The following is a 26,988-nucleotide window of genomic DNA, read 5'->3' as shown; positions in this document are numbered from 1 at the left end:
TACTTTCCTTGCAGGAAAGTCATCGGGGACGGAAGGGCGGGATCGTGAACGCGTCAGTGGACGCCGAGCAGGCGTGGAAGGACCTCCAGCGCATCCGGGTGCCGCAGGAGCGGGTGTACGACGAGTTCGAACGCTCCGCGGTCGGCAGGCGCGGTACGACGTACGCCACGGCCGGCCTCATGTGGGTGTTCCTCGCCGGTGTCGGCATGGATCTGCCCCGGTGGGGCGTCGGCCTGTTCGTGGCGGTTTACGTCGGCCTGCTGGGCGGGGTGATCGCGGTGCACAGCCGCAGGAGCCGTATGCAACTCCACCACACGCGCTTCCCCGGGCGCATGTGGGCCGCGTTCGGCGCCATGGCGGTCCTCGTCGCCGGCACGATCGTGCTGGCGGACCGTCTCACCGCGTCGCTCGCACCGGTGTACTCCGGCCTCGTGCAGGCCACGGCCGGAGTGGCCGTGTACCTGGCCTTCATGACGGCGGCCGACCGCTGGACGGCCGACTCCGTGCGGAGCGGCGGCGGATCCTCGGCCGGCGAGGAGGGCGGCCGATGAGCACTCCCGCCGGCTTCGACGAGCTGATCCACCCCGCCACCCGCCTGTCGGTGGTCGCGCTGCTCGCCGTCACCGAGTGGGCGGACTTCCCGTTCGTCCGCGACAGCCTCTCGCTGAGCGACTCGGCACTCTCCAAACAGCTCCACACCCTTGAGGGAGCGGGGTATCTGGAGATCCACAAGGAGGGCGGCGGCCGCAACCGCCGGACGAAGGTGCGGCTGACGGATCGCGGGCGCGCCGCTTTCGAAGGCCATGTGGCGGCGCTGCGGGCCATCGTGGACAGCGCCGCACCCGTCACCGGGGCGGCACGGCAGCCGTCCCACGCGGAGCCGGGCCGATGACGGGCGCCGGCCGCACCGACACCGCCCCCGTCGTCCTGGCACGCGGTCTGACCATGGCGTACGGCGAGGTCGACGTCCTGCGCGGCGTGGACCTGGACGTCCGTCGCGGCGAGGTCTTCGCCCTGCTCGGCCCCAACGGCGCCGGAAAGACCACCACCGTCGAGATCCTGGAGGGATTCCGGAGGCGCTCCGGCGGGGAGGTGAGCGTCCTCGGGACGGACCCCGGACGGGGCGGGGAGGCGTGGCGAGCCCGGATCGGCCTGGTGCTGCAGTCCTGGCGCGACCACCGCCGCTGGCGGGTCGCCGAACTGCTGACCCACTTCGCGACCTACTACCCCGACCCGCGCGACCCCGTCGAACTGCTCTCCCTGGTCGGCCTCACCCAGCAGGCAGGCCGCCAGGTGGACAGGCTGTCCGGCGGCCAGCGCCGGCGCCTCGACGTCGCGCTCGGCATCGTCGGCCGCCCCGAACTCCTCTTCCTGGACGAACCCACCACCGGCTTCGACCCCCAGGCCCGGCACGACTTCCACGTCCTGGTCGAACGACTGGCCCGCGACGAGGGCGTCACCGTCCTGCTCACCACCCACGACCTGGCGGAGGCCGAGCGGCTCGCCGACCGGATCGCCGTGCTGGTCGGGGGCCGGATCCGGGCCTGCGGAACACCGGCGGAGCTGGCTCGGCGAGCCGCCGCCCAGGCCGAGGTCCGCTGGACGTCCGACGACGGGACGCCCCGCCGCGAACGCACGGACGACCCCTCACGGCTGGTCTGGGAACTCCACCGGCGGGCGGACGGCCCGATCGCCGATCTGGAGGTCCGCCGCCCGACGCTGGAGGACACCTACCTGCACATGGTGCACCGACAGGCCGACGGGACCCGGACCATCGGCACGGAGAACAGCGCGGACGCGCAACCGGGCGGGAAGACACCGGCCGCACGAGGGGGGCACCTGTGACGAACGGGACGAACAGCTGGCGTGCCGGACTCCAGCGCGGCGGGATCGAACTCCGACACCTCCTGCGCAACGGCAAGGAGATGTCCGGCCACCTGACCAACGTGGCGGTCGCGTTGCTCGTCGCCTCCTATCTCGGGGACGACGTGCCGGGGACCGGGACGCCGATGACCCATCTGGTGCTGGCGGGATTCGCCGCCTACCTGCTGTTCCAGGTGGGACTGATCAACCTCCCGCAGATCCTCGTGACCGAGCGGGAGGAGGGCACCCTGCTCCGGCTGCGTGCCACGCCCGGCGGCATCACGGCCTACCTCGTCGCCAAGAGCCTGCTGGTGGTCGTCCTGGCGGTCGGCACCCTCGCCCTGCTCCTGGCCGCCGGGGCGCTGCTGGCGGACGGGCCGGTGCCGCAGGGGCCGGCGGACTGGCTGACGCTGCTGTGGGTCACCGCCCTCGGGCTGCTAGCCGTCGTGCCTCTCGGCGCGGCCGTCGGCGCCGTCCTGCCCAACCCCCGCGAGGCCCTGGCACTGATCATGCTGCCGACGATGGGGCTCCTGATCATCTCGGGGACGGTGTTCCCGATCACCTCCCTGCCCGTGCCGGTCCAGCAGATCGCCGCCGTCTTCCCGCTCAAGTGGATGGCACAGGGACTGCGTTCGGCCCTGCTCCCCGACGCGGCGCGGGCCGCCGAGGCAGCCGGCTCCTGGGAACTCCCCACCGTCGCCCTGGTCCTCACCGCCTGGGCGCTCCTCGGATTCCTCCTCGCGGTACCGCTCCTGCGCCGCGCCGCCCGCCGCGAGTCCGGTTCACGGCTGACCGCCCGACAGCGCGAGGCTGCCCGCAGCGGCGCGCCGGCCACGTAGGCGGCCTCGGAGATCCGCCGGTGCTCGGGCAGCGCGGCGCAGCCCCACCCCAGGGAGTCCGGGAAGCGGGTTCTTCAAAAGGGGCGGGGAGGAGAGGACGGCGGGGCTCCAGCCTCCGGCGCCCACCCGCCGGAGGCGTCACCCGTCCACGGTCCGGCCTCTGGCACCCGCCGCGCCGGCGCCGTCCCGGTCGGGGTCGAAGTGGGCCGGGATGTGCCGGAAGAAGAAGTTGCGGATCAGCCGGGCCGAGGATGTGCTGTCCCCGAAGTACTCCTGGGCCTGGCCGAGCACGTCACAGCTCCAGCCGATGGCCTCCTCCGTCCAGCGGGGTGCCGACGCGGTGCGGTAGGCGAAGGCGCTGTCCTTACGGGGGGGGGTGAAAGCGCGGCCCGGTGCGGCGGCCCGGGCGCGTGGGCACTCTGGGCCTGCTACGTGCCGATCCTCGCCCGGGGGCCGCTGCCGCGGTCGTCACGCGCGCCTACCACCTGCGCCGGCCCCGGAGCGAGGTTCATGCCCTCAGCTGCGCGGCGCGAGCCGCAGCACCACGTCCGGGAGGGTCGACGAGCGAGTCGGCGTCATAGAGCCCTCCGAGAACCGGCCGGCACTGGTGGCGCTCCCTGCGGCCGCTCCGGCCGGATTCGCTGCAAGGGCTCGGTCTGATGGCCACTGGCAGGCCAAGTTCTACGGCGGCGCGGTCAGTTCGTGACGCGCAGGCCGGACACCGGGTAGCGCAGCGCCTCGGGCACGGCGGCGTCGAGGGCGGCGACGGCCGGTCCGAGGTTCGCGAACAGGTCGGGCACCATCGGTACGACGCAGTTCCGCCGGCCGAAGACGACGCGTCCGGGGCCGTCCGTCTCCACCCCGACCACCTCGTCGAACGGCACGTGGATCACTTCGCCGTCACCGTCGCGGATCCACACGCCCTCGGCTGTGACGGCCAGGCGGGCCCTGCGGGCCGCGGACGAGAGGAGCCTGTCGGACAGCGACGGCTTGCACACCAGCCCCTGGGACGGCCACTCGCGCTCGCTCCGGCAGCTGCCGGACGGCAAGGCCGTGCCATCGGGCTGCCGCAGCTCGACCTCCGTCTCGCCCGGCACGACGAGCAGCGCGGTGCCGAGCGCGGCGGCGAACGCCTGCCGGGCCTGTTCCGGCGTGGTCTTGGCGAGCGCGTTCAGCCGTGCCTGCGCGTCCTGGTATTCCACGCCGAACAGCGAGGACGCCGCCGCCTCGCCGAGTTCGGCGGACGTGGCCCGCGGATCGAGCCAGACCTCGCGCAGTGCGGCCAGTTCCTCCGCGAGCTCCGCCTCGGTGACGCCCTCGTCGGCCAGCCGGAGCGACTCCTGCCACAACAACTCGGCCACCCGCCGCTCCTGGCCCTCCCGCGCGTCCAGGCGGACGAAGAAGTCGTCCTCGCCCGGCCCGGCATACCGTCGGGAGCCGTCGATCTCGTACGTCAGCCCCTCCTGGTGCCGTACGAGCTTCCTCAGCCGTTCCAGCAGTACGGCGTGCGCCAGGATCAGCGCCGGATCGTCCAGGTCGCCGCGCAGGGCCAGCCCGGGTCCCGGAACCTCGGCCTGGAACCACAGCGGGCCGGGCTGCAACACCGGCTGCGCCGTGCCGCGGTCCGGCCGTTCGCCGGCCGGCAGCGGCAGCCTCAGCCCGGCGGGCGGCGGCCCGGTCAGCACCAGGACGGCGTTGCCGGAGTGGAAGTAGCGGGTGGCCGTGTCGCGGACGGCCTCGACCGGGATGCGGTCGGGCCCGGGACCGTCCCAGGAGGCGAGTCCGGCGCCCTGCGTGCCGTAACGGAAGGACAGCAGCTCCGCGCTGGTCGGGTCGGTGGCACCGCTGCCCTCGGCGGCCAGTACGCCGGCTTCGCGCTCGATCCGGTCGAGCGGCAGCGAGGAGAGCGCCTCGCACACCCGGCCCAGGAAATCGGCCACCTGCTCAGGCCTGCCGGAGACAGTGAACTCGGTGAGCGACAGCGTCACGGAGGCGTTGTGGTCGTAGTGCAGCCGCGGCAGCGTGCTCATCGCGAGATGCTCGACGAGGTGGGTGACGCCCAGGGTGCGGAACGTCTCGTCACTGACGCCACAGCCGAAGACGAGTGCGGCTTCCAGCGGACCCGGGGCCTCCGCCCACAGGACCGGCACTCCGTCGATCAGATCACGATGCATGGCGCGATCATATGACCGCCCCCCACCTGCATCGCATGCCGGATTCGTGCGATCCCTTCCGGCCGAGCCTCGCAGTCTCGTCCTGGTGCCGTGACCGGTTCCGGGACCTTGCGCTTCAGGGTGTTCGCGCTCCCCGAAGCGCCGTCCGAGCCGCAGGCCTCCCGCACGCCGCACGCCCGCAGGCGCACGGGCGCCCGAGGGGGCGAGGTCCCGGTGGGAGTGCCACGGCGGCGCAGACCGACGAGCAACTCGCCGCCACCTACGGGCCTGCCTCGCCGAGGCCCGGACGCCCAGACGTCGCGCGGCGCATTCCCGCGAGACCACGAGGAAAGGTGCACCGCGCGTCGTCGCGGTGCGCCTGGTGACAAGGTGTTCCGGTTCAGACCAGGGAGACTCTCCATTTGTCCGGACTGGAGAGGGTGACGTACCCGTGGTGAGGTAGCGGCAGTGTTCCCTTGGGCCGGGGCGGATAGGAGGGGATCTCCACCGGTCGGCTGCCGGTCGCGAGGTGGTAGGTCACGCTGCCCTGGCTCTCGAACTCGTAACGAAGGACGCGTGTGTCCTCGTAGTAGCGCTTGGGCTGGAAGTAGCCGAACGTTTCAGTGAACTTCCCCTCGCGCTCCTTCGAGGTGAGCGCGGGCAGTGCCTCGGCGCCGACGATCCGCGCGTGCCAGCGCTGGAATCCGCTCGCTCCGTCACTCACCGCGATCCGTTCCACGGTGAAGCCCGATGAATCGGCGGGAAGAACGACACGCATCCGCCGTCCGCGGACGGTGGTCACCAGAGTGTCGCCCGTGGAACGGCCACCGGTCGCCGGGTAGAAGCGGAAGCGTGACGTGAGGCCGCCCCGCACCTCCAGCAGAGTCGGTCCGCCCGCACGGTCGGCGGGAACCTCCACGGTACGACCCGCCCAGCCGGACCAGCTCTCCGGACCTTCCACGCTCATTCTGTTCCCCCTCCGGCGGGCGACCGCGCCCTCTCCCCGTGATGGTCGCACGGCGGTCCGTGACCCGGAACTGGCGGGGAGAGCGCCGGGACCCGGCAGGCCCGGCATTCGGCCGCGCCGACATCGTCCTCCTGCGTAGCCGAGTCCTGCCGGCGTGACGACCTGGACCGGCTCCTCGGTTCGTGGATCAGCACCCCGACCTCGCGAGGCCGGGTCGAATCCAGTCCTGACACGCGAGGCAGGCAGCCGCCTCCCGGCTCGCAGCCTTCATCGGCGCTGCACGAAAGCTGCGCCGGAACCCGAGCGCCGGACCTGGCCTGGTACGGCCAGGGAGCTCCGGCCCCTTCCGGACTCGTATGATCCCGCGGTGAGGATCTGGACGGAGCACCCCGCCGAGGCGAACGTCGAAGCGGTCGTTCGCTGCTATTTCGGCCTGCTGCGGGCCGGCAGGATCTCCGAGGCCGAACAGCTCGTCGATCACAGCGCCGTCCGGCATGTGCTCAAGTCGCTGTGGACGGGGTCCGTCGAAGCGGGCGCCGCCGGTGAGGAAGCGGGCACAGACCCGGCTGCCGACGGCTGGGAGCAGGATCTTTCCTGGCTCGGTGACCTCGATCTCGCAGATTTCCACTGGGGCGAGACCGGGAGCCATTGCTCTGTGGAGATCATCTACCGCGCGCGGATCATCGAGGTGGCCTTGAGCTTCTGGGTCAAGCCTGTCGAGGCCGGCTGGGTGATCGCGGGACCGGGCACCCTCTGGTAGGACGCGGGCGAGACCGCGCACCCGCAACCTCGATCGGTCGCGGCTCGTCCGCACAACTGTCGTCAGTGCGAGGTCTCATGACGCTTCACCAGGGAGGTCTCCCGCGGTCCGATCCGAAGAGGCTCGTCTGTCGCCCGTCGTTAGCAGGGCATGAGTGGAACGTCAGCGGAGGTCATGAGACTGGGCGCCGCTCGCGCTCGACGGCGCGGGATTCGCCTCCCAGAAGAAGGACCCCGACATGCGACGCTTCCGGCACGCCTGGGGCGGGGCACATGCCTCACCTCCCGCCGGCCCCGTGACGGCACTCGCCGGCACAAGACGCCCTCGCCGTCACCGCCTGCGTGCGGCCGTCCGGGCCACGGCCCTGTCCCTGGCCGGGGCGCTTCTCGTCAGTGGTGTGGCGGCCTCCGTCGCTCCCGCACCCGCGGTCGCCGCGCTCCCCGCGGACGGGCCGCCGACGAACACGACCGTGGTGCTCCAGAGCGTCGGCGACGACAACCTGGGCCAGGGCGGTGGCGGCCGGCAGATATCCGGTTCGGAACTCCTGTTCCGTGTCGCACCGCCCAAGGGCGACGAGTCGGACCAGTGGTGGTACCTCCAGGAGTCTCCCACCGGAGACGGCACGTACAAGGTGAAGAGCCGTACCAGCGGCGACCGTTGTATGGGCCGGGACTCCAACAGCGAGGGCGAGGCGCGACTCGCCTTCCGGGACTGTGCCGGGTCGGGCACGGACTGGGTGTTCGAGAAGGTCAAGGGAGAGCGGTACCGGATCCGTCCTTCCGGCTACCAGGAGTTCCTTCAGACGCCCCGGGACCGTTCCGTCAGCAGCGACGTCACGTTCGCCACGGCCCGGAACGAGGGCGAAGGGCAGCTCTGGTACGTCTCCCCGGTGGAGGCCTCTCGCCGGGCGATGCCCGCGGATCCGACGTTCGACCAGATGACGTTCCTGACCGCGCACAACGCCTTCAACAACAACATCGACATGGGGCTCCCCCAGCCGTTCCCGAGCCAGAACCAGCTGTTGCCGATCTCCGCGCAGCTGAGGCAGGGGGTCCGGGGTCTGATGGTGGACATCTACCAGCGCAACGGCAGGGTCCGGGTGTGTCATCCGCTGGGCCAGAACGCGGATCTGTGTCCTCCGACGGCCCAGCCGTTGTCGGAGATCTTCACCACGATCGCGGAGTTCCTCAAGGCCGAGGAGAACAGGCGGGAGGTCGTCACCGTCTTCTTCGAGGACTACGCCTCGGAGGCTGACATGATCGCCGAGGTCGGCGACGATCTCGGTCCGGGCGGGCAGCTGAACGGTCTGGTCTTCGACCCGTCGTCGCCCGTCTGGAACGTCAAGGAGAAGGGCTGGCCCAAGCTGTCCGAACTGGTCGCCAAGAACAACCGACTGCTCCTGCTGTCCGACCGGGACGACAAGAAGAGCCTGGGCATCGGCTTCCAGCAGGACTGGACCGTCGAGAACTACTGGTCGATGGGCGCGCCGACCGGGAACTCCGACTGGACGTGCCGGACCCGGTGGGACAGGTACCCGCTCTCGTACGAGGAGCCGAAGTACCGCCGGCTCTTCGTGATGAACCACTTCCGGGACGCTCCCATCGGCGTGACGCCCGGCAACGACAACTCCAAGATCCTCAACCGTGCCCAGCGCTTCTGTGCGCCGGCCGCCCGCAAGAAGCCGAACTTCGTGGCGGTCGACGCCACCACCGCGGGCGACCCGAAGAGCGCGGTCGACGCGCTCAACCAGTACGAGGACCACCGGGACACCCCCGGCTTCGGCGGCACCCCGGACACCCAGACCGAGAACTGGCATGTACCGAACCTGACCGTCATGCCGCTGGGCGACTCCATCACCGAGGGCGCCGGCAGCAGCACCCGCTCCAGCTACCGGGCGGCTCTGTGGCCGCAGTTGGTCCCGCGTGCGGACCAGCTCGACTTCGTGGGCTCGCAGAAGCACGGCGTCCTGCCCGACACCGATCACGAAGGCCACTCCGGCTGGCTGATCGACGGCATCGCCGCGAACATCGACGCGTGGATGGAGGCGGCGAAGCCGAACGTGGTGCTGCTGCACATCGGCACCAACGACATGGACCGCGACCACCAGGTGTCCACCGCCCCGGCACGGCTGGCCGCTCTCATCGACCAGATACTCGCCGCATCACCGCAGACCACGGTCGTCGTCGCCTCCCTCGTCCCGTCGACCTCCTCCGTGGTGCAGGCCAGGATCGACGCGTACAACGCGCAGATCCCGGGCATCGTCGCGGCCCGGCAGGCGCAGGGGTACAAGGTCGCCCACGTCAGCATGGGTGCCCTCACCACCGGTGACCTGCGCGACCGGCTGCATCCCAACGACGCCGGTTACGTGAAGATGGCCGGTGTCTTCGCCGAGGGCATCGCGCGTGTCGCACGCGGCGGCTGGATCAGCACGCATGTGACGGTGCGGCCGGCCCCGCCCCGCGCCGGCCTGGGCGACTACCAGGTCGACCTGAACGCGGACGGGCGGGCGGACTACCTGACCGTCGATGCCGGGGGTGCGGTACGGGCCTGGCTGAACAAGGGCGGCGACGGCCGCGGGGGCTGGACCGACGCGGGACAGGTCGCCTCCGGGGTGCCGCTCGCCGGCGGACAGGTGCGGTTCGCCGACATCAACGCCGACGGCTACGCGGACTATCTGGTCGTCGACCCGAACAGCGCGGTGCGGGCCTGGCTGAACAAGGGAGGCACCGGAACGGCGGGCTGGACCGCGGCCGGACAGATCGCCTCCGGAGTGACGCTGGCGGGTGGACAGGTACGGTTCGCCGACGTCGACGGGGACCGGTACGCGGACTACGTGGTGGTCGACGCGAACGGCGCGCTGCGCGTCTGGCTGAACAAGGGAGGCACCGGTACCGCCGGCTGGAGCGAGGCGGGCCAGATCGCCTCCGGTGTCGGTGTCCCCGCCGACCAGGTGCGCCTGGCGGACGTCAACGCCGACGGCTACGCGGACTACCTGGCCGTCGACGCGAACGGTGCGGTACGGGCCTGGCTGAACAAGGGAGGCACCGGAACGGCCGGCTGGACCGCGGCCGGACAGATCGCCTCCGGTGCGGGAGCGCCCGGCTCCTCGGTGCGGTTCGCGGACCTCGACGCCGACCGCCGCGCCGACTACGTCGTGGTCGACGCGAACGGCGCGGTACGGGCCTGGCTCAACAAGGGAGGAGACGGCGGCGGTGTAGGTGGCGGCGGGTGGACGTCCCTCGGGACGTACGCCACCGGTGCCGGGGTCCCGGCCTCGCAGGTCCGGTTCGCCGATGTCAATGCGGACCGCAAGGACGACTATCTGGTGGTGGCCTCGGACGGATCCGTGAGGGCCTGGCTCGGCACCGGAACGGCCGGGCAGTGGACGTCGCTCGGCCAGATCATCGCGGCGACGGGCGCACCCGGGGACCAGGTGCGCTTCGCGGACCTCGACGCCGACGGCCGGGCCGACTACCTCGCCGTCGCCGCCGACGGCTCGGTTCGTGCCTGGATCAACAACGGCACCGGTACGACCTGGACCTCCCTGGGGACCTACGCCTCCGGCACGGGCGCTCCCGGCGACCAGGTCCGGCTCGCCGACCTCGACGCGGACGGTCGCGCGGACTACCTGGCCGTCGCCGCCGACGGGTCGGTCAAGGCCTGGATCAACCAGGGCGGCAACGGGAACGGCGGCTGGAGGGCCGTCGGGCAGATCGCCACCGGGACGGGCGCACCGGGCGCGACGGTCCGGTTCGCGGACCTCGATGCCGACGGCCGGGCCGACTACCTGGCCGTCGCGGCCGACGGGTCGGTCAAGGCATGGGCCAACAAGGGCCTCGGCAGCTGGACGGCGCTCGGCGGGTACGTACCCGCCCTGGCACCGCCCGGCACGACCGTCCTGTTCGCCGAGGCCAACGGCGACGGGCGCGCGGACTACCTGACGGTCGCGGCCGACGGCTCCGTCCAGGCGTGGCTGAACAGTGGGGCGGCGCTCAGCGGCGGCTGGTCGGCGCTGGGGACGATCGCCACCGGCGTGGGAGTGCCGGGCAGCCAGGTCCACATCTGACCGCTCGGAGAGGGGAGGGAGCGGTCGTGGTCGGGCTGCTCCCTCTCCCGTGTACGGCGGGCCTTGCTCCTTGCCCGCTTCCTCCTCGCACCGTCCGGCGCCGAGGAGCGGGCCGCGCGCGGCTTGTTCGTGGTGCCGGACGCGGCCCGGGGCGAAGGGGGGTGTGATCAGCAGCTGAGGTTGTTGCCGGTGGGGACTCCGAGGATCTGCGTGAACTGCTGGTACTTGGCGATCCGGCTCTGGACCTGTGCGGGGTTCCTACCGCCGCACTCCAGGGAGCCGTTGATGGAGCGGATGGACTCGCCGAAGCCGACTCCGTTGACGATGGCGTTGTGGCCGGTCATGGTGCCGGGGCCGGTCTGGGTGTTCCAGTACCACAGACCGGTCTTCCAGGCGATCGCCGGGTCGTTCTGCACGAGGCTGGGGTTGTTGAGCAGGTCGATGCCCAGGGCGTCGCCGGCCGCCTTGTAGTTGAAGTTCCAGCTCAGCTGAATGGGACCGCGTCCGTAGTAGGCGGACTGGCCGGCCGGGCAACCGTAGGGGCGGCTGGTGTCGCAGTAGTGCGAGTAGTTGGCGGTGTTCTGCTCGACGACGTGGAAGAGGCCGCCGGTCTCGTGGCTGACGTTCGCGAGGAAGGCCGCGGCCTCCTGCTTCTTCACGGTGTCGCCGCCGGTGTTGGCGAAGCCGGGGTAGGCGCTGAGCGCGGCGGTCAGGCCGCTGTAGGTGTAGAAGGAGCTGCGGCTCGGGAACATCTGGTTGAACTGCGCCTCGCTCACGACGAACGACCCGTCCGGCGGCGTCGTGCCGCCGCCACCGCCGCAGGTGTAGGGGTCCCAGTACCAGGTGCTGATCACCGGGTCGTATCCCGGGTTGTCGTGGGACGCCTTGTAGTAGTTGCCGTTGGTGTACTTCACGATGTCACCGGCGGTGTACGTGCGGCCGGCGGTCCAGGCGGGGTGGTCGCAGCCGGTCGTTCCGCCGTCGCCTCCACCGCCGGTGCCGCCGGTGCACGAACCCTGGTCGGCCCAGACTCCGGACCCCGCGGTCGAGGGCGTCTCGCCCTGCGTCCACCACTTGGCCTGCCAGTTGCGCCCGCCGTACGAGGCTGCCGTCCCGCCGGTGTAGACGGCCGACGAGCTCCAGGCCGTCGCGCAGGCCGCGGCCGACGCGGTGGCTGACAGGGGCCCCAGGACGGCGGCTCCCACGGCGACCGCCAGCGCCGCGAGGAACGCCGAGATTCTTCGTCCGGGCATGTGATCACTCCTTCGATGGGGTGGTCGATTCGCTCTGACTGAAACTCATTGGTCTGGACCTGTCAAGGTCTAGACCAACTCTTGTTGCGGTGTCGCCGGTGCGCTCCCCCGTCCGGTCCGGGGCGCGGCGGCCTCAGTCGTCGGCCACGGCTGAGGCGATGGCCCGCGCGAAGGCGGCGGAGCCGGCCGACGTGGGGTGCAGCGGCGCGCCGTCCGCCAGGGAAAGGGCGCTCTGGATGTGCCGGTCGGCCGCCGGGGCGCACGCGTCGTGGCCGGTGCTGATCGCGGCGGTGTCGACGTAATGCGCGCCGTGCCGGGCCGCGGTGCTGCTGAGGACGTCGTTGAGCTGGCCGATCCGGGCCTGGATGTAGTCGGCGTCCTGGCTCCAGTACGGCTGCGAGGGGAAGCAGCCGCCGGGACGGAGGTAGGCGCCGTAGCCGACGACGACGATCTTCGCGTGGGGCGCTTCGGCTCGGATGGTGCGCAGGGTGTCGTCGAAGGTGGGGGCCCACGCGTCGATGGCCCGCGCGTACCGGTCGGTTCCCCAGAGGATGGACGTGGCGGCGCAGCTGGTGCCGAACGGCGGGGGCAGGGTGTTGACGCAGGCGCGGGGCAGCCGGAACAGTTCGGCGTCGTTGGCGCCGATCGTCACGGTGACGAGGTCGGTGTCGGCCGTCAGCGCGTCGTACTGGGGTGGTGTCCCGAGCTTGGAGCCGGTGAAGTCGTCGGCGGTGGCACCGGAACAGGTGACGTCGGTCAGGTCGGCGCCGAGGAGCTGTGCGGTCACGTGCGGGTAGTTGGCCAGCGAGCGCAGGCAGCCGACGTCGGAGGGGTCGAGCGGCCTCACGAGTGGGGCGGCCGCGTAGGAGTCGCCGAGGGCGACGTACCGCAGCGGCTCGTCGGTGGCGAAGGCGTGGGTGGGTGGCGCCAGGAGCGCCGTGATCGTGAGCAGGGCGGTGGTGAGCCAGGTGTGGTTCGGCTTCTTCACGGGGCGATGCCTTTCCGGTGGGTCGGCGGGGCGGTCCTGGACGCGCCGGTGATGGCTGTGTGTCGTGGCCGTGGACGCGATGCTCGACCGCACGGCGACTCTTCGACGCCTCACAGGACGACGTGGTGGGACCGCCCCAGCTTCGGTCGCTGGGCCGGACGGCGACCATGTGCAGACGCCCAGCCGTCACGTCCGCGTCATGGGCGCCGGCCCCTGCGCAGGGGCGCCCATGACGCGGACGCCCCACCAGGCCCCTCGGCCCCCCCACCGCTGGCACCGGGCCACCCGCGCCCACAGGCCGTCAGGCACTGGATGAAGACGCACGCGGGCGCCCCGCCGACCAAGATCGGTCGGGACAGGGACCGCGGCTCGGCCCAGCTCCACCCGCGCTCGAACGATCGGCTGCCTGGCGGCCGACTCGTGCGGCTACGCGTCCAGTTCGAGGCCACGCAGCGCGAGCGCCCACCCCAGACGTGCCTCGCCCGAGTCGGACGGCCACCCCGTCAACTCGGAGACGCGCGCCACGCGGTTGAGGACCGTGTTGCGATGGCAGTACATCCGGGCAGCCGCCTCCGACGCCGAGCAGCCCGAGTCCAGCCAGGTACGCAAGGTGGTGAGAAGGACCTCACACTCCGTCCCGCTGCTCAGCACACCGTCGAGGTAGCGTGCCGTGAGGCGGTCCGCGATCTCGGGCTCGGCACCGAGCGCGGCGTGCACGAGACGGTCGTCGAGCGAAGCGACCTCGCCGCTGCTGCGCGGCAGCGTGTCCAAGGCTCGCTGGGCCAGACGCAGGCCCTGAGCGGCCCCGGCCAGTTCCGCGAAGGGGGGTGAGATGCCCGCCCTGCCGACCCGGTGGGCGCGTAGCGACGCCGCGAGATCCGCGGGGTCCGCCGTGCGAAGCCGGACCAACCCCGCCACCGTGTCGGCACGCGGACGCCAGAACGACCACATCCCCCAGGCCTTCAGCGCCGGCGCGGGATCGGGCGGCGAGCCCACGTCGTGCGCGTCCTGCGCGATGACGACCACCGCGAAGCGGTCCTGGCGGGGAACGCCCAGGGCCGCCGCGGCCGCACCTGCGACCGCGGGGTCCCCGGCCCGACCGTCCAACAGCGCCTCGAACAACGCTCCTCGCCGGGACGCCTCCTGATGCTGCAGCTCCAGCATCCGCAGTCGGTAGGCGTCCGCCATGGCGGAGGAGAAGCGGTCGATGGTCTCCCACACGGCGCCGGCCATGTCACCCACCAGGGCCTGGTGCGCCGGGGAACGGTCGCGCATCCAGTCGGCCATCGCCTGCCACAGCACCCGCCCGCCACGCCGATAGGCCTGCAGGACCGTCGCCAGCGGGACGTCCTGCTCCGCCCGCAGCCGCCCGTTCTCCGCCGCCACCGCCTCGAAGGACTGCTGCCCGGCGGGGAGGCGGCCGAACTCCTGCAGGGCGATCTCCATGTTGCCCCTCAGCGTGCGCTGCAGATCCTCCCGGGAGACAGGGCTCCCGCTGGCGTAGGTGGAGCTGTGCGCGTAGATGTCCTCCGCGAGGCGGCCGATCAGCTCGTCGATGTTCCCGAGCAGCGTCAGCGCCAGCTCTCGGCGTAGCTCCAGCCCCTCGTCCATGGATGCACGATAGGCCCCGGCACGGCCTGCGGAACGCGCGGTCCCACCCGCGCCTTCCGCAGGGCCGTGTCCGTCCGGCGGGCGCATGGCCGTCACACCCCCGCCGGCACCTGCGGCTGTGCGGGAGCACGGTCCTGCGCGCGCACCAGATACCGCAGCAGTGTCGCCAGTGCCGCGCCGACCGTCCCGGCCAGGACGACGAACACGAACGGAGCACTCTCGCTTCCGGCGCTCTCCTCGAGCATGCCGAAGACGAAGGGTCCGAAGAACCCGCCCAGGAGTCCGACGGTGTTGATGAACGCGAGCCCCACGGCGGCCATCAGTCCCGACATCCTCGACATGGCGACCGACCAGAACATCGGCAATGTGCCCATGAGGAAGAAGTTCGCCACGAACAGCAGCGTGAACCGTGCCGCGACGGCATCGGTGAACAAGAACCCGGCCAGGGCCGCCGTCCCGGCGACGGCACACAGGACGATCAGGCCGGTGTCGTTGCCGATCCGCCCATGCAGCCACGGGAAGAACAGCACACCGGCCAGGACCGCCACACCGATGCTGCCGGTGACCAGGCCGATGTTCGTCGGCCCTTCCACGCCCAGCCCCTCCACGATGGCCGGCAGATTGAAGCCCACCGCGGACGCCACGAGCTGGTTCACGAAGTACACCGCTGCCAGCACCAGCACGACCGGTCGGCCGAAGGCGAGCTTCATGTTGCCCCGCAGACGGTGCGGTGACGGGGCGCCCGCCGCCCGCTCCGACAACAAGGCCGCCTCTTCGGCGGACAGCCAGCGCGCGTCCTGCGGTCGGCTCGGCAGCGCGAACCACACGACAGCGCCGACCGCCACCGTCACCAGCCCCTCCACGAGGAACAGCCACTGCCACCCGTGCAGCCCCGCCGCCCCGTCCAGACCCATCAAGGCGCCGCCCGCCGGGGCGCCCACGATGGAGGCCAGAGCCGGAGCGGTGTAGATGAGGCCGACGACCTTGACCCGGTAGCGCTGGGAGAACCACAGCGTCACCGTGTACATGAGGGCCGGATACAGCCCCGCCTCAGCCGCGCCGAGAGCGAAGCGCAGCAGATAGAACGACGTCTCGCCCTGGACGAACATCATCGCCGCCGAGACGAGGCCCCACGTCACGGCGATGCGGGCGATCCACGCCCGGGCTCCGACGCGGTAGAGCACGAGGTTGCTCGGGACTTCCAGCAGGGCGTAGCTGATGAAGAACACCCCGGCGCCCAGCCCGTAGGCGGCGGCGCTGATGCCGATGTCCGCCTCCAGCTGCGTCTTGGCCAGCGCCACGTTGGTGCGGTCCACATAGGACATGAAATAGGCCAGACCCAGTACGGGCAGCAGCCGCACTATCGCCCTGCGGGTCACCGCCGCGTGCTGTGCCTCGGAGTCAAAGGGCATGACAGTCCTTTCTGCGCACACGAATGCCCGCAGAACGTCTCGATCGGATGGAATGCGCACCACGTTCCGTGTCAGGGCTGATGCGGCACGTTGTGCTCGTGGTGGACAGCCTCAACGACAACAGCGGAATCCGGCCATGTGCAAATGCCCAACGTGCCCCCTGTCCCGGTGGGCACCGGCACCCGTGGGCGCGCGTGGCGGAAGGGGGCGCCGCCGGCCCTGGGGGGCATGTCGTCACCTCGCGCGCCGGACTCGTACGGGGTCCGAGCGACGCGGCCCCGTTCCCGGCTGAATCCCGAGTGCGGTCGCACACGGCCGGCGGGAATGCGCACGCCCCCGGGTGCGCGGCCGCGAGCTCGCGGCGCCGAAGTGCGTTCGGCGGATTCATCCGGCGGCGCGGGGGCACAGGGAAAGTCCCCTTCTTCAACCGGCATCAGGGCGGGAGTGCGAACAGTGAGCCGAACAGTGAGCCCGAAGACCAAGATCCAGCTTTTCCTGTGGGTGACCGTGGCGGCGACCGTCCTGGCCCTGGTCCAGGGGATCACGGCCGAGGGGCCGGGCAGGATCGTCCCGCTCGTCCTCGCCGGCCTCGGCGCCCTCTCCCTCGGCATGTGGGGCCTCGCCCTGTGCACCGGACGACGCGGATGACGCCCTCCGCGCGCATGAGCCGAAGCATGAGAGCCCGCGCCCGAGCGATCGGGGGCGGCGAGCGGGAAGCACGCGTGCCAGTGGACCCCGAGCGGGGGCGGCCGACGCCCTCCTCAGCGACTTCCTCGACTCCCGGACCGGGGAATCCCGGCTACGAGATCCGCCGCGCCGAGCAGGCCTTCTGATGCGTCTGTCGGGTCCTGGGGCGGATCGCGCGCAGTTCCCGCCGCGCAGCGGGGCAGGCTCGCCGCGTCACGACGTCACCTTCACGGCACGTCCTGTGCCCCGTCCTCGACTTCACGGCACGTCTGGTTCCTCGTCCTCGACGACATGGACGGCCGCCTCCTCGGCGCTCGCCGCGCCTCCGTCGATGCCCTCGTCCCGGGCGATCAGCTCCTTGGTGGTGTCGCCACGGGCACCCTCGTCCGGCGCGAGCAGACGCCCGGCGCGGCGCGTGCCCACTTCGGAGTCGATCGCTTCTCCCTCCCCGCCGGGCAGGTCTCCCAGCCCGTCCCCCTCGGGCTCCACGACATCGGGAACCTCCTGCGACAGCCTTTCGTCGAGGGACTCGCCGGCCCGCTGCTCCTCGGCCGTCGTGCCGTGCTTGGTCACGCCCAGCGGCTTCTCGGGGGGCGAGTAGCCCTCGTCCAGCATGTCGTCGTAGGTGCGTTCGTCCACGGTGTTCTGCAGGTCGAGCGGCGCCGCGTCCTCCTGCTCGTCGTCGGCGCCCGTGGGCTGATAGGCGTCGTCCGCCATCGGGTTCTCGCTCATCGCGTACTCCTTTCGCCCTTGCTCCGGGCGTGGTCGGACGAGAGGGCCCGGCGCGTCGGCGGAGCCCTTCCGCGCGGCGGGCGCATCCGTGCTCCCTTCAGCGCCTCGCGTCCGGCGCCTGCTCGGCTTCTCACCGGCCGGTCCGCCTGCTCGGCCTCTCACTGGCCGGTCCGCCTGCTCGGCCTCTCACTGGCCGGTCCGCCTGCTCCGATCATCCCCTGGGGCGGCTTCCCGCGCTTGATCAGGCGAAACGGACGAGGCAGACGCCCGTCGGCCCTTCGGGGGATGCGTCACCGCTTCCGCATCCGACGGCGCGGCGGGCAGTGAAGAACGCGCCGTGAAGGCTCCACACCCCTTCGAGACACCGAGGAACGCCATGGCATCGCTCGATCTCTTCAGCCCCGGTGACTACACCCCCGCGGCGGGGGCCTACGTCTGCGACTGCGCGGAGGGCCACCTGTGGCGTATCGACATGGCCGGACACGTCTTCCCCACCTTCCCGCCGCGGTGCGGCGCGAGGACGTGGCGCACGGACCAGCTCGCGGAGGTCCGTGACCAGGATCCGGAGCAGATCGGGCCGCGCCCCCTCCCCTGATCGCGTCCGCGGGGGGCGGGTGGCGACCGGGGGCGGGTGGCGGCACGCGTACCGGGCGTCCGAGCGGTCTGCCTGCGGGGAGGGCTCCTCCGCACGTCGGGGCGGCGTGGATCGGGCCGATCGGGTGGTGAAGCGGAGTCACAGCATCCGCGGCAGGTGGCGGGGCCGTAGAGGAGTCAGGTGTCCCCCGGTCTCCCTGGAGGTTCTCATGCACATGTTCATCGGACTGATCGTCGTGACGGTGCTGATCGCCGGCTTCGTCCTCGGTGCGCGGCTGCACGCCGCGGCGACGTCGCCGCCCCTTCCCGAGGATCAGCCCCGTCGCCCGGTGACCGACCGGCTTCCGGGCGTCACCTCGGAGTTCCGCCGCGCTCTGGTCGTTCCCCGGAACGACCAGAGGCACCGGCTCCGTCCGCACCAGCTGTGGGGACGCACCGAGCGGGTGGCGCCCGGACGGCGCTGACGCGATCGCTCCGGGCCGGCGAAACGGGCGGTGGTCCGTGCGCGTACCCAGGGCGCCGGCGCCCCCGGCGCGGCGGGTGCCGTCCGGGGGCGCCGTGCGACGAGCGGACGCTCCATCAGGTGGCCCACCGGCCCGTGTTCCTAACCACCGCGTCGGGTCACAGCCCGCCGAGTCCGGGCGGGTTGAAGTCGATGAAGCGGGGCGGTTCCTCGCGTGGTTGCTCTCGGGGCGGGTCCGGCGGTCGCGGGCACGGGACGAGTGGGTGTCCCTTCGGCAGGTCTCTCAGTCCACTGAACGCGACCCGCCTGAGCAGTGCGTCCTCCTTCGACGCCGGCCGTACGGCGCGCGCGGCCCTCACCGCGTCCTCGCATGCTCGGGTGACGCCCCAGCTCCGCGGGGTCCGCGTCCGTTCCCTCCAGACCGCCAGAGCCGGCAGGGCGACGGCCTGGAGGGCGAGCGGCGCCCAGGCGCCGAGAAGCACCGCGGCCGCGCCTCCCAGCGTCAGGAGCACGACCAGCAGGAGGGCGAGACGGCGGCGCGCGCGAGTCCGCACGGCCCTCCACTCGGTGACCTGCGTGGCGTCGGGGGCGAGGCCGGCGGGCAGACCTCGCTCGCACAGATAGCCGTCCACGACGAGCTGCCGGTGCAGGTTCTTGAGCGCGTCGGGGCGCCGGCGCTGGATGTCGAGGGCGGTGGGGACACGGCCGTCGTCCTCGGCGAGCAGGTCGAGGACCACGGCTTCCACCTCGTCGCGAGGCACCGGGTCGACGATCCGGTAGTGGTAGGAGCCGTACTCCTTGTCGACGAGTCGAACCCGCTGCTGCTCATGCATCACGACCAGGGCCACCAGCCCGGCCGGGTCGACGCGGTACCCCTGCGCAAGATAGGCGATCTCGTACAGCGAGAGGCCCGCGGCCGAAGGCCGTACCGGACCGGCGCTCGCGGCGAGCTCTTGCCAGTCCTTCTCCTCCGCCCGCCAGAAGCGCACCAGCGCCCCCAGTGACAGCACCACGAGGACGAGCCCGGGCACCACTTCGGGCCAGCCACCGATCACATCCATCGCGCACATTCCCCCCTCACGGGACCAGGACGGGCCCGGTGAGGGTCTGCCCGCCGCGGGCACCGCCCACGCGACCACCGACGGTCACATCACGCCGAATCGGCGGAGGAGCCGCATCGGCGGACGCGTCGCATCGGCAGAGGGCGGGCACGGGTGACGGCACGGCCGCACAGGAGCGGTCAGGTCCGGTCCGCTCCCCGTTCCGGAACCGGAAGAGCAAGCCTTCCAGGTGGGGTGGTGCTCCGTCGTCCCAGTCCGCCGGGGCGTGGGCCTCCCCTTCCCAGTGCAGCTCCCACGGCCGGACGAGGTCCCCGCTCGCCGACATGCGGAACCTTCCGTCAGGCGTGACCGCGAGGCTGTGGACGGATCCGCGATGCCCTGGGAGGACGCGCAAGGATCGGCCGGTGACCACGTCCCAGACCCTCACCGTGCCGCCGCCCCCTCCTGAGAGCGCGAAGCGTCCGTCGGCGAGGAGTCGCACCTTCGAGGACCTCGCACGATCGGCCCATCGGGGTGCGAACCACGGGGAGTTGGGTGCGGGGGGGGGCGCGCGAGGGTCGTTCGCTCCCCTGCGGTGAGACCGGGCCGCGCCGCTTCTCCTCGGCTCGACTCGGCGGCACGGCACCCGCTCCCGGCGGGTCCGGATCACCACCCGCATTCTCCTGCGACGGCGCGTGTGCCGCGACGCGGCCCTCGTGGCCCCGACGGACCTCGCCCCCGTTCGGGGCCCCGGCGACCGACACGACTTCGTCCGAGGCGGCCCGATGACTTTCTGGTTTACGCGTCGAGATCGGGAGCAGGAGGCGGTCAAGACCAATCCGGTTACGTCACGAGGAGGTCCCGATGTCGGGTACGGAGAAGAGCAAGGCTCACGCCGAGCAGGCGAAGGGCAAGGTCAAGGAGACCGTCGGCCGCGCCGTCGGCAACGAGCGGATGACCGCCGAAGGCCGGGCCGATCAGGCCAAGGGCAACGCTCGCCAGGCCAAGGAGGACATCAAGGACACCTTCCGGCGGTAGAACCGGCCGCCCATGCACCCGCGAGGCCCCGACCATTCCCCCCGGTCGGGGCCTCGCGCCATGCCCGGCCGCACTACGGGCCTCACCTCCGGGGCAGCGCCACGGCGTCGACTCCGAACGCCGGCGGACGGCAGTGCGGCCCGCACTTCCTGCGTACCGGCGCCTTGCACCCGTCCCGACAGGAGTGGGCCGGAGCCGTGATGGTTCGCGCCGGAGGGGGTAGACGGGGACCTCACACGACCATCGTTTCTGTGAAGGGGACGAGCATGACCGACGACGCCTACCTGTTCCTCGTGGGCGACCCGGCGACGCCACTGGGTGCTTCCGTCGCCGTGGTGAAAGACCTGGGATGCCTGGAGATGCCCGCCGTACGGGCCTGGCTCGACGCGCACGGTGTCACCGCCGCCTCCCCGGGCGTCAGGCTTCTGCCTCCGGAGGAGACGGGAGCCATCCCCGACGATGCGGAGAAGCTGCCCGTCCCGTTGACCGACGAGGAGCTGAGCCGGCTGCGCCACGCGCTGATGCCGGGCGCCCTGGTCCGCGTGGAGGACGAGCTCCTGGCCTACCGCGACTGCGCGGGCGAGCGGGACGCCCTGCTGGCGCGCGCCGCGGCCGTCGGGGTTCCGCCGCACCGCATCGTCGAACTCACCGGCGAGGACGCCGGGACCGTGGCATCGGCGACGCGGGGCCAGGGGCGTCCCTCGGATCCGGTTCCGCAGCAGGGGTGAGAGGAGGCGGCATGACGACCGACGAGACGCGCACGCGGCTCCGGCTGGTGGAGGACCGGCTCGGCGATCCCACTCCGCCACCGATCGAGGGACAGACCCGGATCGCCCTCCCCTCCCCCGCCCAGCCGGACGCCACGACGGACGACGGGCATCAGGGGCGCGAATGCCCGCAGCCCGGCCGTGCGGGAGCACGCGCCCAGTAGGGCACCCTCGCGCACTCGTCGCCCCGTCCGTTCCCGTGGCGATGTCGGCGGCGGGGACATGGGTGGAGGGCGGCCGTGAGCGGCGCGGGCGGCCGGGTCTGGACCTTCGCCGTCTCAGAGGAGACCGGTGGGGGCCAGGCACCGCCACGGGAGTCGGGGCGGAGGTGGCGGGCTTCGGGCCGGGCTGCCGGACTCTGCCGAGGCCGTCGCCGAACCGCCTCGGACATCCCCGAATGGGGGAGGGCGTCCTCCGGCCCGTCACGGCCGCAGCTGCTCGTGAGGTCCAGGGCCGCGACGTCCGGACGGCCCGACCGCCCGGACCGCCCGGACCGCCCAGAGCACGGTCTCCCGACCTGGCAGGACGACGGCATCGGGGCCGTACGATCCGCACCCCTGGGTCGACACGCTCAAGGCCACGTCAGGCCGTCGGGCCCCGTGATGACACACAGCTCCTGCCCGTGGCCGTGGCTGATCGTCACCGCTCCACAGAATCAGGCCAGAACCGAACCTGTCGTGAACGGAGCCCGCCGAGCGCTCCGGCACCGCGCGCCGGCGACAGGCAGCCGTCGCGGTCACGCCACGTCTCATCGGTGCGCGCAGCCTCCGCGCCACTCCCCCTCGCCGGGTCACCGAAGGCGTCTCCGGGCCGAGGACGCCCGCAGGGTCGTGGAGCATCACGATCCCAATCTGGTGTGGGCGGGTGCCGGGACGGGCTGTCCCGGCCCCGGGCTGCTGGCGCGTCCGGTCCGGCGTGGGGTGGCGGACGACCGGGGCGCGCCCGCCGCGGGGACGGCCGGCGACGGAAGGCCCAGCGGCGGAACGCCCACCGGTGGCCGTGGTCGGGTGGGGCGGCAGGGCGGGCGTCGTGGTGGCGGGGCCCGGTCGAGCGGGGCGACCGCGGGGGCGTCGCAGCTCCGGAGACCGCGGGCGTACGGAACGGCTGCGCGGTCTGCCCAGGGGCGGGGGCCGCGGGCGTACGCGCCGGGCGGGTGCCGCCACCGTGCCGGCTCCGGGAATCGCCCGGGGTGCGGCGGCCCGCCAGGAAGACCGCGCCGATCACGAGGAGCGTGAGGGTGGGCGGGCTCGGGTGCGGGTCCGTCAGATGTGGCGCAGGTGGTCGCGCAGGGTGCGGGCCGCCTGGCCCATCAGGGCGTCCGCGCCGGGCTGGGCGGCGGCCGGGACCATGGACTCGGTCAGGACGGACACGGCGTAGGCGGCGCCGTCGGCGTGCTCCACGACGCCGATCTCGTGGCGGAGGTGGAGCAGGGTGCCGGTCTTGGACCACCACGTGGTGGCGTCCGAGGCGAAGTCGGGGGTGAGGCGCTGGCGGAGCACGTTGTGCAGCATCAGGCCGCGCACGGCCTCGGCCACGTCGGGGTGCAGGGCGGTGGGTGAGCGCAGTTCCTGGAGGAGGTCGGTCCAAGCCCTGGCGGTGCCCGTGTTCGCCCGGGTGGTGTCGAGCTGCGGCACGCGGTGGCCGCGGCCGCTCGTGCCCGCGTCGATGGCCAGGGCATGGGCGAGGTGGGCCTGGGCGGGGTCGAAGCGTTCCACGGGGGTGTCGCTGAGTTCGTCGACGGTGTGGCGGACGGTGATGCCGTGGATGCCGAACTCCCTCAGGAGAGCGGTGACCCGGGCGGGCGGGGTGAGCGCGAACAGGGCGTCGGCGGCCCGCTCGTCGCTCAGGCATGTGCTCAGGTAGAGCAGGTCCTCGACGGCGATCCGGGCCGGGTGGCGGAAGCGGGTCAGACCGGTGGGGCCGAGGGCGGTGCTGCGCCCTGGAGCGACGTCGACGGGGGCGGCGGCGTCGAGTTCGCCGCGCCGGATCCGTTCGAACGTCGCCACCGCCAGGGGGACTTTGACCAGGGAGGCCGAGGGGAGGGCGGTGTCGGGGTCGATGCCGATCTCGCGGCCGGTGCGCAGGTCCCGTACGAGCAGGCAGGCGCGCAGCCCGCCGTCGGACAGCTGACGCCGTACCTCGTCGATCAGGCCGTCGGCGGTGGTGTGGGAGGTGAGGGCGAGGCGGGGGGCGTGCATGGGCCGTCGGGTGCCTTTCGGTCCGCTGTCGGTTCGGGTCCGTGGGGGCCGGGGGCCGGGACGTCGTGCGCTTCCAGGCAGCGGGCGAGGGCGCGGCCCAGGCGGGTGGTCGTGGTGTGGGGATCGCCGCCGTCCGGCGCGCCGAGGGCGTATCCGCGGGCCGGCGAGAGTTCTCCCAGCGGACGCCAGTGCAGGCCCAGGCGCGCGGCCTCGTCGGGTGAGCACAGCAACAGGTCGTCGTTGTGCAGGACTTCGGCCACCGCCTCCGTCAGGTCGGTGGCCGTGGCGAGCTGCGCGGGGCGCAGTCCGGTCGCGTCGCGCAGCCGGGCGAGCGGGTCGCGGATGTGCGGCACGTCGTCCTCGGGCTGTATCCACAGGCGTCTGGCCGGGCGTTGGTCGGTGCGGCCCGGCCGGAGGGTCTCCAGCCAGAGTCGACGTACGGCGGGTTCGGTGGCCGTGGCGGCACCCAGCGGAACGGACCAGACCGCCTCGTCGGGCGGCACAGCCAGTACCGCGGCCCGTACCCGACCGGCCCGCACCAGCTCCTGGCGCTCGGCGGGCGGGGCGGGGCGCAGGTCGAGGGCAATGCCGAGGGCGCGGGCGTCGGCGACGAGCCGGGCCAGGGCGGCCGTCGCGCAGACGGCGGGCACCGCGATCCGCCAGGGCCTGCGCCGTGCGGTCTCGGCCTCGTGGAGCAGGACGTCGGCGGCGCGTACGAGGGCTCGCGCGGCGGGCAGCAGATCGCGGCCGAACGGGGTGAGGACGGCACGGCGCGAGGTGCGCTCGAAGAGCCGCTCCCCCACGTGTTCCTCCAGTGCGGCGACACGGCGGCTGGCCACCGGCTGCGACATGCCGGCCGCCGCCGCCCCGACGGTGAAGCCGCCGTGCTCGCTGACGCTGACGAAGGCGCGGCTGGCTGCCAGCAGATCCATGATCCGCAGCATATGCGCCGCCGGTCGCCTCCTTCCATGCCGATTCCGCATGGATCGGTACGCGTCGGCATTGGACCGTATGGAGGTGGAGGATCAGAGTGGTCGGGAACTCATGACAGGCATCGGGCCGGTGCCGTAGGGGCCGGCCCTTACGCGCCCCTGCCCGGGGCGCTCCCGGAGGTCAGGATCATGCAGCACAGCCGCGTCAGGAGCGCCCTCGCCGGGCTCGCCGCCGCGCTCACCCTCGTACCGCTGACCGCGTGCGCGGAGCCGGCGGCACGGGCGCAGGCCGCCCCCGTACAGGCCCTCCCGCAGTCTCAGGCGGAGGTGCGGGGGCAGACGGAGACGCTGCGGGCGGCGGGCGCGGCGGACGCCTCGTACCGCCGGGAGTTCCGGGCGCTGGAGAGCGCGTTCGACGCCCGGCTCGGGGTGTACGCCATCGACACCGGTACTGGGCGGGAGATCGCGTGGCGGGACGGTGAGCGGTTCCCGTACGCGTCCACCTTCAAGGCGCTCGCCGCCGGCGCCGTGCTGCGCGAGGAGGGTCTCGACGGGATGGAGCGGGTGGTGACGTACACGAAGGAGGAGCTGGTCGATCCGTCCCCGGTCACGGAGGAGCACGTCGATACGGGGATGACGCTGGACGCCCTCGCCGACGCCGCCGTCCGCCACAGCGACAACACCGCGGGCAATCTGCTCTTCGAGGAGCTGGGCGGCCCCAAGGGGCTCCAGGCGGTGCTGCGTTCGCTCGGCGACGGAGTGACGCGGATGGACCGCATCGAGCCGGAACTCGGCGACTGGCGACCGGGCGAGGTCCGGGACACCAGCTCACCACGGGCCCTCGCCCGAGACCTGCGCGCCTTCGTCCTCGGGGATGTGCTGCGGACGCCGGAGCGCGAGCGGCTGACGACCTGGCTGAAGACCAACCTGACGGGCGACGAGACCATCCGCGCCGGGGTGCCCGACACGTGGGTGGTCGGGGACAAGACGGGGACGGCGACCACCTACGGTGGCCGCAACGACATGGCCGTCGTCTGGCCGCCGGACGGGGCGCCGATCGTGATGGCGATCCTGTCGACCCGTTCCGATCGGGAGGCCGCCCCCGACAACCGGCTGATCGCGCGCGCCGCGTCGGTGGTCGCGGGGGCGCTGCGCTGAGTCTCGGAGCCTGCTGTCCGAGGCGGGGGACGGGAGGGCGTACCGGTGTTGCGCGAGGTCAGGGAACCTCGGGGCGGATGTGCGGCGCGGCGGAGCCACGGGGCGGGAGCGCCGCGTCACGGCCCCCCGGGGAGCCGTGCCGCCGCGCCCCCGGCCCTGGGCGCGGCCACCGGACACCTCGTGAGGCGAAGCGGACGGCGCGGTGATGAGCGGTGCAGGCCGCGTAGAGGCGAACGCCCTCCTGAACAGTCGGGGCCCTACGTTTCGAACAGCCGGGCAGCGCCGTCGCGGTCGGTGACGAGCTGGAGGTGCCTGCGTTCGGACCGCCTCCCGCCAGGCCAGCGACTGGTGAGGCCTGAGCGCAACCTTCTGACCCGCACGAACACCGCCGGCCTCAGCCGGTACGCAAGACCGCACGGTCTGCCTGCGGAACTACGGAAGCGGGCCCTCGGCCGAGGCCCGCTTCCGTAGCTCGACTCCGGGGCGCCGACTGCCTACCGGTCCTGCCGCCAAGCGCCGAGCCCCGCGTCAGCTCTCCGTCCCGGTCCGTCGGAGCCACCGCCTCACAGGAACGGCCGAGGTCAGGGATCGATCCAGCGACACGTCACTGGGATGCCGGCGGCATGCGGACCCACGATCAAGCGGACCTCGCCTACGAGCGGAGACCGCTTCTCGTAGACGTCCTCACGGTGGATCAGGATCCCCATGTCCGCGTCTTGCTCGCTGACGCCCGACTCGCGCAGGTCGGACACGACCGGGCTCTTGTCCTGCCGCTGCTCGGGCCCGCGGTCGAGCGGGGCGAGGACGACGACCAGGACGTCGAGTTGCTCGGCCATGAGCTTCAGCCGGCGGCTCATCTCCGACACCTCGGTGTGAAGGTTATCGGCGCTGCCGCGCTGGAGGAGGTGAAGGTAGTCGACCAGGGTCGACGCCGAGCATCGACTTGACGACCGTGGGGCGCGGGCAGCGAAGACGATCATCTGCCCGACCCGCGCAGACCGTCGGTCAAGGTGCCTGCCCAGCTCCTTGAACCCGTTGGGGACGCTTCGGAATACCTCACCCCGGCCCCGCGCCTCCGGGCGGTGAGGAGCCCGGCAGACCTGTCACCGAGACAGAACCCTTTTTCTCTTGAGGTACGCAGTGATCTGGTCGGCCGTGATGCCGCCGGGCAGCACAACGACAGCCAGATCGCGGCCGGCGGCCGGTGCGCTCGACCGGCGGGGCACTGGCCGAGGGCCGGGTGCCCATGACGAGGCCGACCGCGTCTGCGGGGCGAGGCGGACACAACCATTCTGGCGCAGAAAGCGACGAGGTTTCAGATGAACGCAAAAATGCCTCAACCCCCGGACAGAGTCCGGGGGTTGAGGCCAATAATTGTTCGGCGGCGTCCTACTCTCCCACAGGGTCCCCCCTGCAGTACCATCGGCGCTGAAAGGCTTAGCTTCCGGGTTCGGAATGTAACCGGGC

The 26,988-nt window shown here is 72.3% G+C and carries 26 protein-coding genes and 1 rRNA gene; 13 read left to right on the top strand and 14 right to left on the bottom strand.

What is annotated here, in order from left to right:
• The first annotated feature begins 44 nt into the window (after positions 1-44).
• Genes ACFYT9_RS35465 through ACFYT9_RS35450 form a run of 4 tightly spaced genes read left to right on the top strand, consistent with a single transcriptional unit; the run spans position 45 to position 2,702 of the window.
• Positions 45-551 carry a hypothetical protein gene (locus ACFYT9_RS35465; protein WP_389170362.1) on the top strand — a complete coding sequence of 169 codons (507 nt, stop codon included), beginning with the start codon at positions 45-47 and terminating at the stop codon, positions 549-551.
• Positions 548-892: a transcriptional regulator gene (locus tag ACFYT9_RS35460; RefSeq protein ID WP_389170359.1), complete on the top strand. Its 345-nt coding sequence runs from the start codon at positions 548-550 to the stop codon at positions 890-892. Before ACFYT9_RS35465 ends, ACFYT9_RS35460 begins: the two co-directional genes overlap by 4 nt.
• Positions 889-1,845: an ABC transporter ATP-binding protein gene (locus ACFYT9_RS35455; RefSeq protein WP_389170356.1), complete on the top strand. Its 957-nt coding sequence runs from the start codon at positions 889-891 to the stop codon at positions 1,843-1,845. Before ACFYT9_RS35460 ends, ACFYT9_RS35455 begins: the two co-directional genes overlap by 4 nt.
• A complete protein-coding gene (locus ACFYT9_RS35450) occupies positions 1,842-2,702 on the top strand; it encodes an ABC transporter permease (protein ID WP_389170354.1) in 861 nt (286 codons plus the stop codon). The genes ACFYT9_RS35455 and ACFYT9_RS35450 overlap by 4 nt, the downstream gene beginning before the upstream one ends.
• A gap of 138 nt (positions 2,703-2,840) precedes the next feature.
• On the opposite strand, the gene ACFYT9_RS35445 is transcribed toward ACFYT9_RS35450, so the two are convergent.
• From ACFYT9_RS35445 to ACFYT9_RS35435, 3 genes are all read right to left on the bottom strand, one after another.
• Positions 2,841-2,993 carry a hypothetical protein gene (locus tag ACFYT9_RS35445; RefSeq protein ID WP_389170351.1) on the bottom strand — a complete coding sequence of 51 codons (153 nt, stop codon included), beginning with the start codon at positions 2,991-2,993 and terminating at the stop codon, positions 2,841-2,843.
• 404 nt (positions 2,994-3,397) lie between these two features.
• Positions 3,398-4,876, bottom strand: coding sequence for an insulinase family protein (locus ACFYT9_RS35440; protein ID WP_389170348.1), 1,479 nt, complete (start codon positions 4,874-4,876; stop codon positions 3,398-3,400).
• 379 nt (positions 4,877-5,255) lie between these two features.
• Positions 5,256-5,822, bottom strand: coding sequence for a hypothetical protein (locus ACFYT9_RS35435; RefSeq protein ID WP_389170346.1), 567 nt, complete (start codon positions 5,820-5,822; stop codon positions 5,256-5,258).
• 367 nt (positions 5,823-6,189) lie between these two features.
• Between ACFYT9_RS35435 and ACFYT9_RS35430 the strand changes: the two genes are divergently transcribed.
• Positions 6,190-6,582, top strand: coding sequence for a hypothetical protein (locus ACFYT9_RS35430; RefSeq protein WP_389170343.1), 393 nt, complete (start codon positions 6,190-6,192; stop codon positions 6,580-6,582).
• A 397-nt stretch (positions 6,583-6,979) separates the two neighbouring features.
• Positions 6,980-10,648, top strand: coding sequence for an FG-GAP-like repeat-containing protein (locus tag ACFYT9_RS35425; RefSeq protein ID WP_389170340.1), 3,669 nt, complete (start codon positions 6,980-6,982; stop codon positions 10,646-10,648).
• A gap of 167 nt (positions 10,649-10,815) precedes the next feature.
• Here ACFYT9_RS35425 and ACFYT9_RS35420 read toward each other — a convergent pair whose 3' ends face one another.
• The 4 genes from ACFYT9_RS35420 to ACFYT9_RS35405 form a co-directional block, all read right to left on the bottom strand.
• Complete coding sequence (locus ACFYT9_RS35420) at positions 10,816-11,901, bottom strand: glycoside hydrolase family 19 protein (RefSeq protein WP_389170337.1); 1,086 nt, start codon at positions 11,899-11,901, stop codon at positions 10,816-10,818.
• 133 nt (positions 11,902-12,034) lie between these two features.
• Positions 12,035-12,889: an SGNH/GDSL hydrolase family protein gene (locus tag ACFYT9_RS35415; RefSeq protein ID WP_389170334.1), complete on the bottom strand. Its 855-nt coding sequence runs from the start codon at positions 12,887-12,889 to the stop codon at positions 12,035-12,037.
• 426 nt (positions 12,890-13,315) lie between these two features.
• Complete coding sequence (locus ACFYT9_RS35410; RefSeq protein WP_389170331.1) at positions 13,316-14,500, bottom strand: PucR family transcriptional regulator; 1,185 nt, start codon at positions 14,498-14,500, stop codon at positions 13,316-13,318.
• A gap of 92 nt (positions 14,501-14,592) precedes the next feature.
• Entirely contained in the window at positions 14,593-15,912 is a 1,320-nt protein-coding gene (locus ACFYT9_RS35405) for an MFS transporter (RefSeq protein ID WP_389170328.1), read from the bottom strand.
• A 465-nt stretch (positions 15,913-16,377) separates the two neighbouring features.
• Between ACFYT9_RS35405 and ACFYT9_RS35400 the strand changes: the two genes are divergently transcribed.
• Positions 16,378-16,560, top strand: a complete 183-nt coding sequence (locus tag ACFYT9_RS35400; protein WP_389170325.1) for a hypothetical protein — start codon at positions 16,378-16,380, stop codon at positions 16,558-16,560.
• Positions 16,561-16,857: 297 nt separating this feature from the next.
• On the opposite strand, the gene ACFYT9_RS35395 is transcribed toward ACFYT9_RS35400, so the two are convergent.
• Positions 16,858-17,331: a DUF5709 domain-containing protein gene (locus tag ACFYT9_RS35395; RefSeq protein WP_389170323.1), complete on the bottom strand. Its 474-nt coding sequence runs from the start codon at positions 17,329-17,331 to the stop codon at positions 16,858-16,860.
• 376 nt (positions 17,332-17,707) lie between these two features.
• Here ACFYT9_RS35395 and ACFYT9_RS35390 point away from each other — a divergent pair, with 376 nt between their 5' ends.
• Together ACFYT9_RS35390 and ACFYT9_RS35385 are read left to right on the top strand one after the other, a co-directional pair.
• Positions 17,708-17,926 carry a hypothetical protein gene (locus ACFYT9_RS35390; RefSeq protein ID WP_389170320.1) on the top strand — a complete coding sequence of 73 codons (219 nt, stop codon included), beginning with the start codon at positions 17,708-17,710 and terminating at the stop codon, positions 17,924-17,926.
• Between the two features lie 208 nt (positions 17,927-18,134).
• Positions 18,135-18,389, top strand: a complete 255-nt coding sequence (locus tag ACFYT9_RS35385; protein ID WP_389170317.1) for a DUF6479 family protein — start codon at positions 18,135-18,137, stop codon at positions 18,387-18,389.
• Between the two features lie 157 nt (positions 18,390-18,546).
• On the opposite strand, the gene ACFYT9_RS35380 is transcribed toward ACFYT9_RS35385, so the two are convergent.
• Together ACFYT9_RS35380 and ACFYT9_RS35375 are read right to left on the bottom strand one after the other, a co-directional pair.
• On the bottom strand, positions 18,547-19,449 hold the full coding sequence (locus tag ACFYT9_RS35380; protein WP_389170314.1) for a TIGR04222 domain-containing membrane protein: 903 nt from the start codon (positions 19,447-19,449) through the stop codon (positions 18,547-18,549).
• Positions 19,450-19,465: 16 nt separating this feature from the next.
• The gene (locus ACFYT9_RS35375) at positions 19,466-20,107 is read right to left on the bottom strand and encodes a hypothetical protein (protein WP_389170311.1); all 642 of its coding nucleotides are present in this window, start codon (positions 20,105-20,107) and stop codon (positions 19,466-19,468) included.
• A gap of 185 nt (positions 20,108-20,292) precedes the next feature.
• Here ACFYT9_RS35375 and ACFYT9_RS35370 point away from each other — a divergent pair, with 185 nt between their 5' ends.
• The 3 genes from ACFYT9_RS35370 (at position 20,293) to ACFYT9_RS35360 (ending at position 21,397) form a co-directional block, all read left to right on the top strand.
• Positions 20,293-20,466 (top strand): CsbD family protein, encoded by a 174-nt coding sequence (locus ACFYT9_RS35370; protein ID WP_376595270.1) that lies wholly within the window; start codon positions 20,293-20,295, stop codon positions 20,464-20,466.
• A 266-nt stretch (positions 20,467-20,732) separates the two neighbouring features.
• Complete coding sequence (locus tag ACFYT9_RS35365) at positions 20,733-21,194, top strand: DUF6003 family protein (protein WP_389170308.1); 462 nt, start codon at positions 20,733-20,735, stop codon at positions 21,192-21,194.
• 11 nt (positions 21,195-21,205) lie between these two features.
• On the top strand, positions 21,206-21,397 hold the full coding sequence (locus ACFYT9_RS35360; RefSeq protein WP_389170306.1) for a hypothetical protein: 192 nt from the start codon (positions 21,206-21,208) through the stop codon (positions 21,395-21,397).
• A gap of 1,098 nt (positions 21,398-22,495) precedes the next feature.
• Here the strand turns inward: ACFYT9_RS35360 and ACFYT9_RS35355 are convergent.
• On the bottom strand, positions 22,496-23,431 hold the full coding sequence (locus tag ACFYT9_RS35355; protein ID WP_389170303.1) for a serine hydrolase: 936 nt from the start codon (positions 23,429-23,431) through the stop codon (positions 22,496-22,498).
• Positions 23,380-24,363, bottom strand: a complete 984-nt coding sequence (locus tag ACFYT9_RS35350) for a LysR family transcriptional regulator (protein ID WP_389170300.1) — start codon at positions 24,361-24,363, stop codon at positions 23,380-23,382. Before ACFYT9_RS35350 ends, ACFYT9_RS35355 begins: the two co-directional genes overlap by 52 nt.
• Before the next feature lie 189 nt (positions 24,364-24,552).
• On the opposite strand from ACFYT9_RS35350, the gene bla reads away from it, so the two are divergent.
• On the top strand, positions 24,553-25,521 hold the full coding sequence (bla, locus tag ACFYT9_RS35345) for a class A beta-lactamase (protein ID WP_389170297.1): 969 nt from the start codon (positions 24,553-24,555) through the stop codon (positions 25,519-25,521).
• Positions 25,522-26,102: 581 nt separating this feature from the next.
• On the opposite strand, the gene ACFYT9_RS35340 is transcribed toward bla, so the two are convergent.
• Both ACFYT9_RS35340 and rrf read right to left on the bottom strand, forming a co-directional pair.
• Complete coding sequence (locus ACFYT9_RS35340; protein ID WP_389170295.1) at positions 26,103-26,501, bottom strand: DnaB-like helicase C-terminal domain-containing protein; 399 nt, start codon at positions 26,499-26,501, stop codon at positions 26,103-26,105.
• A 396-nt stretch (positions 26,502-26,897) separates the two neighbouring features.
• Positions 26,898-26,988, bottom strand: a 5S ribosomal RNA gene (gene rrf / locus ACFYT9_RS35335); the annotation flags it as partial.

It is taken from the genome of Streptomyces sp. NPDC004435, assembly GCF_042873895.1.
Lineage (GTDB): Bacteria > Actinomycetota > Actinomycetes > Streptomycetales > Streptomycetaceae > Streptomyces.
This window is presented reverse-complemented; position numbering and strand designations above follow the sequence as displayed.